Origin of the sequence: Sphingomonas melonis DAPP-PG 224, assembly GCF_000379045.1 — a bacterium.
Taxonomy (GTDB): Bacteria; Pseudomonadota; Alphaproteobacteria; order Sphingomonadales; family Sphingomonadaceae; genus Sphingomonas; species Sphingomonas aquatilis.
Genome location: NZ_KB900605.1, coordinates 2263086 through 2278833, shown reverse-complemented (window position 1 = coordinate 2278833; position 15748 = coordinate 2263086). Strand labels below are relative to the sequence as shown.

General features: G+C 65.6%; 12 protein-coding genes and 1 pseudogene. 2 read left to right on the top strand and 11 right to left on the bottom strand.

Features of this window, described 5'->3' with window-relative positions; genetic code table 11:
• Positions 1 to 73 precede the first annotated feature (73 nt).
• From SPHME3_RS0111115 to SPHME3_RS21800, 4 genes and pseudogenes are all read right to left on the bottom strand, one after another.
• Positions 74 to 343 (bottom strand): hypothetical protein, encoded by a 270-nt coding sequence (locus SPHME3_RS0111115; RefSeq protein WP_020486519.1) that lies wholly within the window; start codon positions 341 to 343, stop codon positions 74 to 76.
• Positions 344 to 443: 100 nt separating this feature from the next.
• Positions 444 to 2051, bottom strand: a complete 1608-nt coding sequence (locus tag SPHME3_RS0111110) for a S10 family peptidase (protein ID WP_017979088.1) — start codon at positions 2049 to 2051, stop codon at positions 444 to 446.
• Entirely contained in the window at positions 2039 to 2779 is a 741-nt protein-coding gene (locus tag SPHME3_RS20045) for a ZIP family metal transporter (protein ID WP_196795640.1), read from the bottom strand. The genes SPHME3_RS0111110 and SPHME3_RS20045 overlap by 13 nt, the downstream gene beginning before the upstream one ends.
• Before the next feature lie 435 nt (positions 2780 to 3214).
• Positions 3215 to 3523: pseudogene (locus SPHME3_RS21800) on the bottom strand (DDE-type integrase/transposase/recombinase); the annotation flags it as partial.
• A 750-nt stretch (positions 3524 to 4273) separates the two neighbouring features.
• Between SPHME3_RS21800 and SPHME3_RS0111095 the strand changes: the two are divergent.
• Positions 4274 to 6718 (top strand): alpha/beta hydrolase family protein, encoded by a 2445-nt coding sequence (locus SPHME3_RS0111095; RefSeq protein WP_017979090.1) that lies wholly within the window; start codon positions 4274 to 4276, stop codon positions 6716 to 6718.
• A 52-nt stretch (positions 6719 to 6770) separates the two neighbouring features.
• Here the strand turns inward: SPHME3_RS0111095 and SPHME3_RS0111090 are convergent, their stop codons facing one another.
• On the bottom strand, positions 6771 to 7013 hold the full coding sequence (locus SPHME3_RS0111090; RefSeq protein WP_024310556.1) for a DUF3253 domain-containing protein: 243 nt from the start codon (positions 7011 to 7013) through the stop codon (positions 6771 to 6773).
• A gap of 584 nt (positions 7014 to 7597) precedes the next feature.
• Here SPHME3_RS0111090 and SPHME3_RS0111085 point away from each other — a divergent pair.
• Positions 7598 to 8326: a ZIP family metal transporter gene (locus tag SPHME3_RS0111085; RefSeq protein WP_231292023.1), complete on the top strand. Its 729-nt coding sequence runs from the start codon at positions 7598 to 7600 to the stop codon at positions 8324 to 8326.
• Positions 8327 to 8347: 21 nt separating this feature from the next.
• Here SPHME3_RS0111085 and SPHME3_RS0111080 read toward each other — a convergent pair whose 3' ends face one another.
• The 6 genes from SPHME3_RS0111080 to SPHME3_RS0111055 form a co-directional block, all read right to left on the bottom strand.
• Entirely contained in the window at positions 8348 to 9430 is a 1083-nt protein-coding gene (locus SPHME3_RS0111080; protein WP_017979093.1) for a hybrid-cluster NAD(P)-dependent oxidoreductase, read from the bottom strand.
• Between the two features lie 22 nt (positions 9431 to 9452).
• Positions 9453 to 10703, bottom strand: coding sequence for an aromatic ring-hydroxylating oxygenase subunit alpha (locus SPHME3_RS0111075; protein ID WP_017979094.1), 1251 nt, complete (start codon positions 10701 to 10703; stop codon positions 9453 to 9455).
• A 118-nt stretch (positions 10704 to 10821) separates the two neighbouring features.
• Positions 10822 to 11271 carry a dihydroneopterin aldolase gene (folB, locus tag SPHME3_RS0111070; protein ID WP_024310557.1) on the bottom strand — a complete coding sequence of 150 codons (450 nt, stop codon included), beginning with the start codon at positions 11269 to 11271 and terminating at the stop codon, positions 10822 to 10824.
• A 22-nt stretch (positions 11272 to 11293) separates the two neighbouring features.
• Positions 11294 to 13855, bottom strand: a complete 2562-nt coding sequence (locus SPHME3_RS0111065; protein ID WP_017979096.1) for a GcvT family protein — start codon at positions 13853 to 13855, stop codon at positions 11294 to 11296.
• Between the two features lie 74 nt (positions 13856 to 13929).
• Positions 13930 to 14787, bottom strand: a complete 858-nt coding sequence (gene purU, locus SPHME3_RS0111060) for a formyltetrahydrofolate deformylase (protein WP_017979097.1) — start codon at positions 14785 to 14787, stop codon at positions 13930 to 13932.
• A gap of 18 nt (positions 14788 to 14805) precedes the next feature.
• The gene (locus SPHME3_RS0111055) at positions 14806 to 15738 is read right to left on the bottom strand and encodes an electron transfer flavoprotein subunit alpha/FixB family protein (protein WP_017979098.1); all 933 of its coding nucleotides are present in this window, start codon (positions 15736 to 15738) and stop codon (positions 14806 to 14808) included.
• Positions 15739 to 15748: the final 10 nt, after the last annotated feature.

Genomic DNA, 15748 nt, shown 5'->3' with positions numbered 1-15748 from the left:
TGGAGCGCGCTGAGTAATGATACATCGTCACATTGACAACCCCGGTTGATCGAATGCTGTCACGAGAACCTGATCAGTCGATGGCGATTGCGGCAAACAAAAGCCGGCACGTTTCCGTCAACGCGATGCCGGCCTCGTGCATGTCGCCACCGACCCCGTCGACGTGCTGCCGAGCCCACATGCCGAACGAGGCTATCAACAGGAATCCGATCGCCAGCACCGGATAGAGCGCGGACATACCAAGCGGCAGGGCGCCCCAGCCGAGCAGATCACGTGTGCGCACCGCCCCCGCGATCGCCGCCCGAGACGATCGGCATCGCCGAAGCGGATCATCGAACGTCACCGCCCCGTCCTCCGCCCGCACAGGCCTGGCGAAGGACAGGAGAGGACAAGCCCGAAATGCCGGCCAGGACCGCGTAGGCCGAGGCCCGGCGTCGTCAGCGTTACCGACCCGCCGGACGGTTCTGCGCGGATGCGGCCACTGTCTCGTCATAGAAGTGGGCCAGATCGGTGTGAAGCTGGTGCAAGGCCTCCGGGTTGAGGTAGATCATGTGGCCTGAGGGGTAATATTTGAAACTGACATTACCACGCAGCTTCTTGTCCAGAAGCATGTGAGAGATGTCGTATTCGGTGGCGAAGAAGGGCGTCGCCATGTCGTACCACCCGTTCAGCGACAGGACTTTGAGATAGGGGTTGGTGCGGATCGCGGCGGCAAGATCGACGGCGACGTCGGGGTTGTTCATCGGATATCCCGATCCCGGCGCCTTGTGCTTCCAGTTCCAATCGAAGTCCTTAAGGCCATAGGCACCGATGCGATAATCCAGCCCCGGCTTATAGTTCAGGTCGCGCTGCACATAGTCGCTGAACGTCGTGACGAACGCGCCGGAAATCGCGGTGTCCGAGGCGTCGAAATCGGGGTTTTCGCCGGCCGAGTCCGCATCGACGCCCGTGTAGCGGCTGTCGAACCGCCCCACGGTCAGCGCCTGGTCGCGGAGCAGTTCCTTCTGGAACCGGCCGAGATCGACGCGCAGCTTGGCGCGCTTGATGAAGGTCGCGGACAGGCCGGTATAGGCGGCCATGCGGGTGGCGATCGCATCCTCCTCCGCATCGGACAGATTCTGTCCCTTGCTGAGGGCCTGCGCATAGGGGCCGGCAGCGAAGGCGCGTACTTCTGTCAGGAAGGCCGGAAGATCGGCGGGCTTGTTCGCGAGGCGATCATGATACCATGCGGTCGCGGCATAGCTTGGCAGATAGCTGATATAACTCTGGTCATAGCCCTGCTGCTCGATGCCGTAGTTGAGGATCGAGGAAAGCAGCACGACGCCGTTCAGCGCCATGCCCCGATCCTGCAACTGATAGGCAAGGGCCGCCGAACGTGTCGTGCCGTAGCTTTCGCCGAACAGGAATTTCGGGCTGGTCCAGCGGCCGTTCTTCGTCGTCCAGCGAAGGATCGTCTTGGCGAAGGCGTCGGCATCCTCGTCGACACCCCAGAACTGCTTGCCCGTCGCATCGCCGAGCGGGCGCGAATAGCCTGCGCCGACCATGTCGATGAAGACGAGATCGGTCTTGTCCAGCAGCGTGTCCGGGTTGGGGCCGAAGCCATAAGGGGCGGGGCGGATATATTCGGGATTGGCGGTCTTCACCCGCATCGGCGCGAATGAGCCCATGTGCAGCCACACCGACGAGGAGCCGGGGCCACCATTGTAGAAGAAGGTTACCGGCCGCGTGCCGGGCGCGGCGCCGTCGAGCGTATAGGCGACGTAGAAGACGCTGGCGGTCGGCTTGGCGCTATCGTCCTTGATCGTGACCGTACCCGCAGTCGCATGATATTTCAGCGTACGGCCATCGACGACGACGCTATGCGCGGTCACGCTTTCCTGCTCCGTCGCGGGGGGCATCACCCAGGCGTCGCCCACAGCCTTCGCCACCTTCTCGTCATAGACTGCAACCGGAGACTTGCCGCCGGGCTGCGCTTCCTTGGGCGCGTCCTGCGCCGTAGCGGGGGCTGCGATCGTAAGGGCGGTAACGAGCGGGATCGTCAGGAAACGCATAGGTATGTCAGTTCCTTTGCTGAGGTTGAGGACGGGACGGGAAAGGCTGACCGGCAAAATGAACCGCTCCGGCCATGGCGGCGATGCCACACAGGCTCGCCAGCCCGCTTGCCACACAGGACCGTCCGCTCCGGCTGCGGGGCAGCAGCTCCGACGCTCCGATATAGAGGACGCCACCGGCGAATAGCGCCTAGCGGCAGCGAGACGCGTCCGAGATCGACGGGTATCGCCTGACCGGTCGCGACACCGACAAGCGGCGCGGCGGCATTGACCATGAGCCACCAATGCCCTCGTTCGGTCTCGCCCGACCGCGCGCTCAAGCCGACCATGTTCGCGCCATCGGCCATGTCATGCGCGAGCACCGCGATCGCGACCAGCCAGCCGGTTGCGCTCGAAAGCTGGAAGGCGATGCCAAGGCCGAGGCCGTATATGACGCTGTGCCGGATGAGGCTGATGCGCCCTGCCGCACCGGCGGCTGGCAACCGGCGGAGCAGGATATAGAGGACCGCGCCGGCCACCGTCGCACCGAAGACGATGTGGGCGCCGTGTACGCTTTGGCCGCTTTCCAATGCCTCGGGTAACAGATCGAGAAGGGCCAGTCCGATGACCATAGCACCGGTCAGCCCAAATAACAGGTCGCGCCGTTGCCCCCAGCGCATCGCGAGCCTGCCGCCGACATAGGTCGACAGGCCGGCCACAGCGCCGAGCAGGAAGGGCAGGATAATCACGGCCCGCGTTCCGGCCACAGCGATGCCGAACCGGCATGCATGGGGACGTGGTCGAGCAGGGTTATGCTATCCATGGTCGCACGACCGGAGAGTGTCGCTATGCGCCAGATCCCGAAGGTGCAGTACCGCGACACCAGAATTCCTTTATGTGACGATATACCATATCGTATTAAGTCCCGTTGTCGGCGTAAATAGGCTTGTCTTACGGTTCGACCGTATATTGGCATCGCGTTCCCCAACTTCGCGTTTGGAAACGACGGCAACCGGTACGCTTCGATCGGCCGGGGGCGCCAGATCAGCACGTGAACGGCCGCCATCCAAGGGCGGTGCGGATAATCAGTCGACGATCGCAATCAAAGCCATCACCGCAAAGCCGAACCACGGCGCCAGCCAGCGCCCGCGCGCGATGCCGGAAGCCTGGTCTTACGTGCGATCGCGCTGCGTGGCGAGGTGAAGAAACGTGCCTGCACCCAGCGCCAGGATCGTCGGCTTGCCGCGCGTGTTGGTGACGTAGCTCTCCAGCACCTCGCCCTCGTGGCCCACCGCCCGCCACAGATGGACCATCTCGCCGTTGAGCTTCACGTACATCTCGTCGAGATGCCATCGCCATCGACGAAAGCCCCGCATCCGGCTGACCCGCTGGCGACGGATATAACCGGCAAATAGCGGCGCGAACCTGTTCCACCACAGCCGCACCGTCTCATGGCAGATGTCGATCTCCCGCTCGATCAGAATTGGACGAACTGTCGTTCTGGGAGCAATCGAACGCTGTCATGGCTGAAATCTTCTCGAGCCCCGATGCTCAAGAGGGGAGCACTGCCTTTCTGGAAAAGCGACAACCGCATTGGGCATCCTGGAGACCATGGAAGTTGGCCAAGTTCGCGTCATCTTCGACACTTGAGAAAATCGAACGCTTTCGGGCAATGACAGCCAAGCCTTTCGCGACGCTATTTTACGGCGACGACTAACGCGCACTCGAAGGCGAGCCGCTCCCCATGCAATTGTCCGAACGCGATTTAGTCGCATCTTTCATGTGACTAGAATGGGGCTGTAAGCCATTGGCCGGCGTTTTTATTTTGAAGTAGTTAAAGACAAAATTGATATGCACGAATACAACTAAGTATTTCATTTATAGTTCGGTATTCCGCTCTCTTAATCAGCGGGCCCTTGGTTCGAGCCCAAGTGCGTCACCACCTTCCGTGGGCTTCTCTATCTTGCCGAAGCTTTCAAGACGTTAGGCGTTCTGAGGTATCTACGCGGCACCGCCGGCCGTGGGAGCGCAAGTCCGGCATATCGTCGACGCCCGTGTCGTGCGATCACGCCACCGTCCACTCTGCCTTTCACTGACGCCGCGTTCGCTCGGTTCCGACCTTGCCCGAAATCTCGTCGCGACAGCCCCACCCGCACCCCCGCCGCACGCAACCGATCCCGAAATCGCTGGCAGGCGCGATGGCCTCGTGGCACATGAACGAACCGTCACATAAGGGGTTACGAATGCGCGCTGGTGCCTGCCTGATCGCTCTGCTGCTTGCCACCACGGCCCATGCCCAGCCGGCCGGCACCACCTATCACCGCGCACCGGATGCGATCGCCAAGGCGCTGGAGGCGTCCCCCACCCCCGCGGTGGCCGTCAGCCCCGATCACAACACGCTTGCCATCTTCGGGCGCGAGAACCTGCCGTCGATCGCCAATCTCTCCAAGCCGATCCTGCGGCTGGGCGGCTATCGGATCGACCCCGCGACCAACGGTCAGGCCGAGGTTCGCGTGCAGTGGCTGAACGCGCTGAGCTTCAAGGATATTGCCAGCGGCCGAACGGTGGCCGCCCACCTGCCGGCGGGGCTGCGCTTCGCCGCGCCGGACTGGTCGCCCGATGGCCGCCACGTCGCCTTCTACGCGCAGGAGCCCGATAGCCTGTCGCTCTGGATCGCGGAGCGTGACGGTAGCGCACGCGTCGTCGCCAAGGGTTTGAACGGCAGCTTCGGCACGCCGTTCGTCTGGACGCCCGACAGCAAAGCCCTGATCGCCTATACCGTCCCCGCCGGGCGCGGGCCCGCACCGGTCGCGTCGACTACGCCGACCGGCCCGGTGGTGCAGGAAAGCAACGGCCGCACCTCGGCCGCGCGCACCTATGAGGATCTGCTCGGCGACGCGCATGACGAGGCGCTGTTCGACCATTATTTCACCGGCCAGCTGACCCGCGTCGCGCTCGACGGAACCGCGCAGCCGATCGGAACGCCGGGGCTGATCACCGACTTCAGCGTGTCGCCCGACGGCCGTTACCTGCTGACCGAGCGGCTGAAGCGGCCCTATTCCTATCTGCTGCCCGCGCGCTTCTTCCCTACCGAGATTGCGGTGTCGACGATCGACGGCAAGCCGGTGAAGACGCTCGTCGACCGCCCGCTGGCCGACGACTTGCCCGTCGACTTCGACGCGACCGTCAAAGGCCCACGCGACGCGGAATGGCGCGCCGATGCGCCCGCGACGCTGGTCTGGGCCGAAGCGCTCGATGGCGGCAACCCGCGCGTGAAGATCGCCTTCCACGACAAGGTGATGATGCAGGCCGCGCCCTTCGACGCCGCGCCAGTCGAGCTGGCCAAGACGCCCGCGCGCTACGCGACGACGTTATGGGGCGACGACGGCTTTGCGATGGTGATCGACCGCGAATGGCGATCGCGCACCGAACATCGTCAGGCCGTCGCTCCGTCGCGTCCGGGAGAGAGCCGGATGCTGCTCACCCGCAATTACCAGGATCAATATGGCGATCCCGGCGATCCGATCCTGGAGGACAATGCCGCGGGCAAGCGGGTGATGCGCTTCACCCCCCGCCATGACGCCGTCTATGTGCGGGGCGACGGCGCGACCAAGGCGGGCGCCTTCCCCTTCCTCGCGACCATGCCCCTCGCCGGCGGCGCACAGACCCGGCTGTGGACGGCCAAGGCGCCCTATTACGAAAGCGTCGTGGCGCTGCTCGACGACAGCGGGCAGCGGATCCTGACCCGGCGGGAGAGCGCCAAGCTCGCACCCAATTACATGATCCGCAGCGTCAAGGGCGGCCAGGCGAAGGCCGTCACCGCCTTCGCCGATCCCGCACCGGTGTTCGCGGGCGTGACCCAGAAGACGATCACCTATGCCCGCGCCGACGGCGTGCCGCTGTCGGGGACGCTGTATCTGCCGGCCGGCTATGACGCCAAGCGTGACGGGCCGTTGCCGACGTTGCTCTGGGCCTATCCGGCCGAATATACCGACGCCAAGGTCGCCGGTCAGACGGTCGACCAGGGCAATCGCTTCGTGCGCCCGCGCGGCATCAGCCATCTGTTCCTGCTGACGCAAGGCTATGCGATCCTCGACAATCCCGCGATGCCGATCATCGGCGAAGGCGGCGCGGAGGCGAACGACACCTATGTCAAACAGCTGCGCGAGGATGCCGAGGCCGCCGTCGATGCAGTGGTGAAGCTCGGCGTTAGCGACCGTAACCGCATGGCGGTGGGCGGCCACAGCTATGGCGCGTTCATGACCGCCAACCTGCTCGCGCACACCGATCTGTTCCGCGCCGGCATCGCCCGGTCGGGTGCGTACAACCGCACGCTGACCCCGTTCGGCTTCCAGGCGGAACAGCGCACCTATTGGCAGGCGACGCCGACCTATACCGAGATGAGCCCGTTTACCTATGCGAACCGGATCAAGGCGCCGATCCTGCTGATCCACGGCGGCGCCGACGACAATAGCGGCACCTTCCCGATCCAGTCGGAGCGGATGTATGCCGCGCTGAAGGGTAATGGCGCGACCGTCCGCTATGTCGTCCTGCCGAACGAGCCGCACGGCTATCGCGCGCTGGAATCGACCGAAGAGACGCTGTGGCAGATGACCGACTGGCTCGATCGCTACGTCAAGCCAAAGCAGGCCGCCCGCCCCGCCCCGACAGGAACGGCCGCGGACTGAGCGGACCGGGATTACGACCGTCGGCGCTCCGACGACGGTCGTGGATCGCCCGTCAGCCCGCGACTACGCGGCCGATCCGATAGGGACCGCTGCGTTTGGGAAGCGTCTTCCCCTTCCAGCTGAGCTGAACGCGGCCCTCTTCGACCAGCCTATCGATGGCGGCATGGACCGACGGCATCGCCGCGCGCCAGCCCTCCGGTGCGATCGCGCGCGCGACCTCGCTCGGGCACACGCTCGCGTCCGCCGCCCGGGATGCGAGCAGCATGAGCGCCGTTTCACGCGGGCTTGCGGTCACCTTGCCTCTCCAATCCACGCGCTGTGCGGTCGACGCCACGTCACGGGGATAACGTCTCGGCCGCGGATCCGCCCCAGAGACTGAGCCTCCCCACACGCAGGCTGCATCCTCCCAATAACGGAGTATTTCCGACAATTCCTCGATCGCGGACCAATGGCGCAAGCGATAGCAAGCATCCGTCCTCAAAATGCCAATTGCGAGCGACGTTATACCATCGCATACGTTGGGTTAGATATGGGACGAAGAACGAATGCCCCCTCTCCTGCACCTGCTGCCGGTTGGACGGCCGACGGACACGCGCGATCGACAATGGCTCGATGGCAACGGTCTGCGGCGCATGCCCATGCCCCAGCGCGCGCCGGTGACGTCGCGCCATGACAGGCTAGGCCCCCTGCCCCGCCTCAGGGGTCACGCACCCCCGCCGAACCGCATCACCGTAGCGGACCGACTCACAGCGTCGTGACGGACCGCATGCGGCCGCCTCGTACGCACAATCGCAGACGCAGCCTCAATACGCTGAAGCGCAGCAGGACGGGCGACCCACGATCGCCCCGCTGACAGGATCGAACGGGAGCAGCAGCATCATGCACCGGGACCTTCTTCTTGGTCTTCTCACCGCAATATTGGTCGTCGTCGCGATGGCCGCCGCCGCCCCGGTTTTTCGCACGACCCCGTCGTCGCGCCGGTCCGCCGTCGCCGCCACCGCGGATGCGCTCGCCGCCGGCATCTTCCTGGGTGCGGGCCTGATCCACATGCTGCCCGATTCCGCGCAGGGCTATTGGACCTATGGCGCCAGCTATCCCTGGCCGTTCGTCATTTGCGGCGCGACGATCATGGGCCTCGCCCTGCTCGAACGTCTGGCGTGGGGGAGCGGCCGGTCCGCTGCCCCCGCACTCGCCGCTGCCATCGCCCTCGCCGCCCACAGTTTCCTGGCCGGCGCCGCGCTAGGTGCCACCTCGCGTCAGGCCGCCATTCTCGTACTGTTTCTCGCGCTCATTGCGCACAAGGGCGCAGCGTCCTTCTCCTTGGCGCAGATCCTGACCGACAGCTCGCTGTCCCGCCGCAGGGCGATGATCGTGCAGAGCGCGTTCGTCGTCGCCCTGCCGCTCGGCGTCGTGCTGGGCGCGGTGGCCACGCGGCAGGAGCAGGCTTGGCCGCTCGTCAAACCGACGATCCTCGCGCTGGGTGCCGGCACGTTCCTGCACTTCGGCATGCAGCGCCATCGCACGACGGCACAGGCGCTCGGTATCGCGCGACAGCTGGCGCCCTGGTGCGGCTTTGCGCTGATGGCGCTGATCGCGATCGTCGACTGAACGCACCCGCGACGCCCCAACTCAGGCGTCGACGTGCAGATTTTGGTTTGGGTGGGAGCAGCAGGCTAGGATGTATCCTTCCTCGATCTCGTCATCCAGAATGCCGCCATTGTGCGCGATTTCGACGCTGCCGTGCTGCTTGAGGATCTTGCACGTCCCGCATAGACCGGATTCGCACGCCGCCGGGATACGGACGCCGGCCTGACGCGCGACCTCGAGCACCGTTTGCCCCGGCTGGCACGGCGCGGTGACGCCCGATGCGGTGAAGGTGATCGACACCGCCTCGCCCGATGCACAGGGCGCTGGCACCACCTGCTCGCTCGGCGCATGCGCCGGTGCTTCGCCGAAACTCTCCTGGTGATACCGGACCATGTCGAGCCCGGCGTTGCGCACGATGTCACCGGCGAGCGCCATGAACGTATCCGGGCCGCAGCAGAACACCTCGCGCGAGAGGAGGTCGGGCACCAGCATCGCCAGCCGCGCCGCATCCAGCCGGCCGCGATGCCCGCTCCAGGTGTCGCCCGGCGGATTGTCGCGCACCAGCATCGCAAGCGACAGGTTCGGCATCTGCCGGTCGAGCAATTCCAGCTCGCAGCGGAAGATGAGATCCTCCGGCCGCCGCGCGACCGTGACGAACGCGACGTCGCTGGCGGGCGCGCAATCGGCCATCCAGCGCAGCATCGACATCATCGGGGTGATGCCCGATCCCGCCGACAGGAACAGATAGCGCGCGGCGGGATGCGCGACATGCGTGAACTGCCCCGCCGGACCATAAGCGCGAATGCGCGCACCGACCCGCAGATGCTGGAACATCCAGCGCGTGCCGACGCTGTCCGCCTGCGCCTTCACCGTCACCGCGATCGAGAAGGGGCGCGACGGCGACGACGACAGCGTATAGGTGCGCAACAGCGGGCCGCCGTCCGCGGGCAGCTCCAGCGTCACGAACTGACCGGGACGATACCGGAACCAGCGGTCGGGATCGGAGCGGAAGGTGAAGGTCTTCACCCCCGGCGCCTCGTCGGCGATGCCGATGACTTCCAGATGATGCAGCCGGTCGCTCCACGGCGACATCTCGTCGAGGTGCAGATACCGCCCAGCCGTCATCGACCGCTCCGTCGGCGTACGGTCACGCGACCCGCCGCACCCGGTCCTGACCCGTGTCGTCCAATCGCGCCTCGATCGCGCGCGTATACCAGTCGACGAACTGGATCACCCCGCCTTCGTGCAACGGCGAATAGGGGCCGGGCTCATAGGCGGGCGACCGGATGCCGACCGCATTTTCCTCGACGATGCGGCGATCCTGATCGTTGGTCTGCGTCCAGACGTGCGTCAGCGTATCGAGGTCATAATCGACACCCTCGACCGCATCCCTGTGGACCAGCCACTTGGTCGTCACCGCCGTCTCGTTCGGGCCGATCGGCATCACGCGGAAGGTAACCGCATGATCGACGAGCACGTGGTTCCACGTCGTCGGATAGTTGAACAGCATCAGCGCACCGATACGGTCGGCCGTGACGCTCTCCGACAGGCCGCGCGCGACCGCCCGCTTGCCGGTCATCGTATAGCTTTCCGCTTCCCGCAGCAGCGGCGCGCGGATCGCGCGGAATTGCCCGCTGTCATGCATGCGGAACTGCGCGGGCAGCCCGGCGGCCTCGCACCGCGCCCAATGCTCCGCCATTTCCGGATCGTCCTCGCCGCCGGCCACGCCGGTGACGTTGGGCGATTCCGAATAGGTCTTGCACAATTCGGGATGGCTGCCCGCGCAATGATAGCATTCGCGGTTGTTTTCCCAGACGAGCTTCCAATTGCCCTTTTCGACGATCGTCGACTGGAACGCGATCTTGGCGTCGGCCAGATTATGGGGCGCGAAATAGGGGCGCATCAGGTCGCCGAAGGGTGCGAAGGCGGGCGGCCGATCGGCGAGGCAGATGAAGATATACCCCGCGACGCTCTCACAGGCGACGGGCTTCAGGCCATGCTGCGTGCGGTCGAACCCCTCCCCCATCTGGCGGGCGAAGGCGAGCGAGCCGTCGAGATTATAGGTCCATTGGTGGTACGGGCAGACCAGCTTGGGCGCGACGCCGCGTTCGGCCTTGCACACCCGGCTGCCGCGATGCCGACAGCTGTTGTGAAAGGCGCGCAGCGTGCCGTCGCGATCGCGCACGACGACGATCGGATAGGCGCCGACCTGCAGCGTGAAATAGCTGCCGGGCTTGGTCAGCTCGCAATCATGCCCGGCGAACAGCCAATCCCGATACCAGATGAGTTCCAGGTCCAGATCGAAGAATTGCTGATCGACGTAAAAGGGCTGGGGCAGCGAATAGCCCTGCTTCCGGTGGCGGATCAGATCCAGCATCTCGCTACGGGCGTCCATCATGCCATCCTTCCCCACGCAATCCCCGACCCCGCCGCACGTCGGCGCAGCGAGGCCCACGCCATTCTTGCGCCGCCAGTATTATGAGCAACGCGATAATTCCTAATGGTCGCCACGATATTCAGACGCGGTCTTGCGAAAATAGGACAGGTGCGTCGCCCGCACCCTGCGATCGCGACACCGTGGCATCGGCGGCAGGGATCGTGTCCGCGGGTGGCCACGCGACCTCCACCTCGACATGGTCCAGGATACCGTCGATCGGCACGCACGGCTTGCGCAGCCGGATGACCGCGCCCGCGAAGGCGGGAAAGCGATCGCACAGCCCCCGCGCAATCTCCAGCGCGAGCGATTCGATCAGCAGGTGCCGTCGCCCGCGCACCAGCCGCTCGATCTCGGCGAAGAGCGCGCCGTAATCGACCGTGCCGACGATGCTGCCGCCATCATCGCCGAGTGCGGCATCGACCTGCACCTGCGCATCGACGTGGAAGCGCTGACCCAGCCGCTCCTCCTCGTCGAACACGCCGTGCCGCGCGAAGAAGGCGCAATTTTCCAGACGGATGACGTATCGCACGCTGGCCACCGGCGCCGGACGATCAGCTCTTCGGCTTGCGATTGTCGGGATCGTACAGCGGGCGATAGCCCACCGACGCGACCTCGACCGGATAGCGCTCGCCGAAATATTCGACCTCCAGCATGCGCCCTTCCTGACAGAGCGCCCAGGGCAGATAGGCCAGCGCGATGTTCTTGCCGATCGAGGGGCCATAGGCGATGGAGGTGGTGTAGGACCGCCGCCCCAGTGCGTCGACCGGCACCTCGCCCGTTTCGGGATCGATGACCGGCAGGATACCGACCGGATAGCGCTTCACGCCTTGGCTATCGACATTGTCGGTCATCACCAGCGTACACAGCTTGGCGGGCTGATGCGCGCGGGCGCGGTGTTCCAGATGTTTGGCCTTGCCCCGGAAATCGGCTTCCTTGGCCTTCGGGCGGGCCAGATCGGCCTCCAGCAAATTGTAATGCGTCAGCAGGTCGGCGTTCTGGAGGCGCAGGCTCTTCTCCATGCGCCGCGAATTGGCATAGGTCTCAATGCCCACCGCGATGACGCCGGTGGAGCGAAGCGCGTCCCACACCGCCAGCCCGTCCTCATAGGCCATGTGCAGCTCCCAGCCCTGCTCCCCGACATAGGAGATGCGGAACGCCATCACGTCCTTGCCCGCGATGCGGACGGTGCGGATCGCCGCGAAAGGGAAATTCTCCAGCGACAGCGCGTCGGGGTCGTCGACGACCTTCTGCAAATTGACGCGCGCGTTCGGGCCCCAGATGCCGACGGTCACATATTTCTCGGTCACGTCGGTGACGGTGACGTCGAGCCCACGATCCTGCGCCACGCGGCGCATGTAGTGGACGTCGCGCGGGCCCGCATCGGCGCCGTTCACCAACCGGCAGCGATCGGCAAGGCGGAAGACGGTGAAGTCCGCGCGCACATTGCCCTCGTCATCCAGGAAATGGGTGTAGACGCCCTTCCCCACCGTCGCATCGCCGCCGACCTTGGCCGCGCACAGCCATTCCATCAGCGCGACATGATCCGGCCCTTCGATATCGGTGATATGGAAGTGCGACAGGTTGATGAGCCCGCAGTCGGCGCTCAGCTCCAGCTGTTCGGCATTCGACACGCGCCAGAAGTGGCGATTGTCCCACTCATTCTCGCGCACCGGCACCTGATCGGCGTATTTCTCCAGCAGATGCTCGTTCGCGGCATAGCCGTGCGCGCGTTCCCAGCCGCCCAGCTCCATGAAATAGCCGCCGAGTTCCTTCTCGCGCTCCCAGAAGGGCGAGCGGCGGATGCCGCGCCCGCCCGCGAACGGCTCGCGCGGGTGGACCGGCGGGTTGTAGATCTTGGCCGCCGTCTCGAGACAGCGTTCCTCGATGAACTTAGGCTCGAGCTGGAACGGGTTGAAGCGCGCATAGTCGATGCTGGCATGGTCGATCGCGGTGCGCCCGTCGGTCATCCAGTCGGCGACCAGCTTGCCCATGCCGGGGCCGTCCTTCACCCAGATGCCGACCGCATACCACAGGCCGCGCACCTTCTGGCTCTCGCCGATCGACGGCCCACCGTCGGTGGTCGTCTGCAGCAACCCGTTGAACGAATGGCTTTCGTTATAGCCCAGCTCGCCCAGGATCGGCGTCAGCTCCATCGCCCGCTCCAGCGGCGCGATGATCTGCTCCATCTCCAGGTCGCGCTGCGACGGCGACAGGCGGGCGAATTCCTTTTCCAGCAGATCGCGCGGGTGGACGAGGCGCGGGGCATGCTCCTCGTAATAGCCCCATTCGATCTGGCCGCCCTCGGTCGTCTTGGGGTCGCCGGTGTCGCGCATATAGGCCGAATTGCCCTGATCGCGCAGCAGCGGATAGCCGATGTCCTTCCCCGTCCCCTCGAACGCGGTATAGGGCCCGAAGAAGGTCAACGGATGGTCGACCGGGAAGACCGGCAGGTCCTCGCCCGCCATCTCCGCGATCAGCCGCCCCCACAGGCCCGTGCAGACCACCACGTAATCGGCCATGATCGTGCCGCGCGTCGTCACGACGCCCTTGATCCGCCCATCCTCGATGATCAGCGATTCCGCCTGATTGTTGGCGAAGACGGTCAGCGCGCCGGCATCGACCGCCTGGTCGATCAGCTTGCCCGCCACCGTCTGCGACCGCGGCACGACCAGCCCTGCATCCGGATCCCACAGCCCGCCCTGGATCAGGCTTTCCTCGATCAGCGGGAATTTCGCCTTGATGGTCGCGGCGTCGACCAGCTCCGCCCGCGTGCCGAACGCCTTGCCCGAGGCGACCTTACGGCGGATCTCGTCCATCCGCTGATCGTCGCCGACGCGCGCAACCTCCAGCCCGCCGATCCGCGAATAATGCCCCATCTTCTCGAAGAAGTTCATCGAGTAGAGCGTCGTCCACGTCGTCAGATAATCGTGGCTGGTCGCGTAGCAGAAATCGGAGGCATGCGCGGTGGAGCCGATGTCGGTCGGCACGCCCGACTTGTCGATGCCGACGATGTCGGTCCAGCCCCGCTCGACCAGATGATGGACGACCGATGCGCCGACGATGCCGCCGACGCCGACGATCACGACACGGGCCTTTTCGGGGATCGCAGCCATTCTCTATTCCTCTCGGTACGGGATCGCGCGGACGCAGCGCGGTGATGGGGGCGTGACCATGGTCGACGCGGCGCTCAGGGCGTGAACACCACCGTCCGGTGGCTGTTGAGCATCACCCGCCCTTCGAGGTGGTATTTGACCGCACGGGCCAGCACGCGCGATTCGATGTCGCGCCCGGCGGCGACGAAATCCTCGCTCGTCATCATATGGCTGACGCGCTCGGTTTCCTGTTCGATGATCGGCCCTTCGTCCAGGTCGGGCGTGACGTAATGCGCGGTTGCGCCGATCAGCTTCACGCCGCGCTCGTGCGCCTGGTGATAGGGCTTGGCGCCCTTGAAGCTCGGCAGGAACGAATGGTGGATGTTGATCACCCGGCCGTACAGGCGTTCGGACAGCTCGTTCGACAGCACCTGCATGTAGCGGGCGAGCACCACCAGCTCCGCGCCGGTTTCCTCGACCAGCGCGAGCAGCTTCTGCTCCTGTTCGGCCTTGTTGTCCTTGGTGACCGGCCAGTGATGGAAGGGCACGCCCTCGATCTGAGCCGCGGCGCGCGCGCCGTCGTGGTTGGAGACGATCGCGACGACCTCGGCGTTCAGCCAGCGCACTTTGATCTGGTAGAGCAGGTGGTGCATCGCGTGGTCGAACTTCGAGACCATGACGATGATCTTCGGGCGTTCGGCGACGTCGACGACCGTCAGGTCGAGCGCGAAGCGGGCGGTGGCGGGGCGCAGCGCCTCCTCGATCGCATCGCGCGTCACCCAGGCGGGGACGGTGATCGCGATCCGCAGGAAGAAATGGTCCGCCTGCCGATCCCAGAACTGGTTCGATTCCAGGATATTGCCGCCCATATGCGCCAGGACGGTGGTCACGGTGGCGACGATACCGGGCTGGTCCTTGCAGCCCAGCCGTACGACATAGGTTTTCTCGGTCATGGACGGCCTTTCGATGGCTCAGAGCTGGCGTTCGAGTTCGGGCAGGACATCGAACAGGTCGCCGACCAGGCCGTAATCGGCGACCTGGAAGATCGGCGCGTCCGCATCCTTGTTGATCGCGACGATCACTTTGGCGTCCTTCATCCCGGCAAGATGCTGGATCGCGCCGGATATCCCGCAGGCGATGTAGAGTTCGGGGGCGACGACCTTGCCCGTCTGGCCGACCTGCCAGTCGTTGGGCGCATAGCCGGCGTCGACCGCGGCGCGCGACGCGCCGACCGCCGCGCCCAGTTTGTCGGCGAGCGGCAGGATCGTCGCCTGGAACTGCGCCGCCGAACCGAGCGCCCGGCCGCCCGACACGACGATCCGCGCCGCGCCCAGATCGGGCCGGTCGCTCGCCGCGAACCGGTTCTCGACGAAGCGGGACAGGCCGGGATCGCTGGCATCGCCGATCGTGACGACGTCGGCGGTGCCATCGCCCGCCACCGTCGGCGCAAAGGCTGCCGTGCGGACGGTGACCACCTTCACGGCGTCGCTCGATCGCACCGTCTGGATCGCATTGCCGGCGTAGATCGGCCGTTTGAACGTGTCGGGCGCGACGACCTCGACCACTTCGGACAGCTGCATCACGTCGAGCAGCGCCGCGACGCGCGGCAGCACGTTCTTGCCAGTGCTGGTCGCCGGTGCGACGATCGCGCCATAATCCTTGGCCAGCGCCACGATCAGCGCGGCGGTCGGTTCGGCCAGCCGATGCTCGAAGGCCGGAGCGTCGGCCAGCAGGACGCGGCGGACACCGGACAGCCGCGCCGCCGCCGCCGCGACGCCATCCACGCCGCGCCCCGCGACGAGGATATCGACCGCCTCGCCCATCTGCGACGCGGCGGTCAGCGCCCGCGCGGTCAATTCGGACAGGGCGACATTGTCATGTTCGGCAAGCAGCAGGACGGTCATTTCCGGGCTC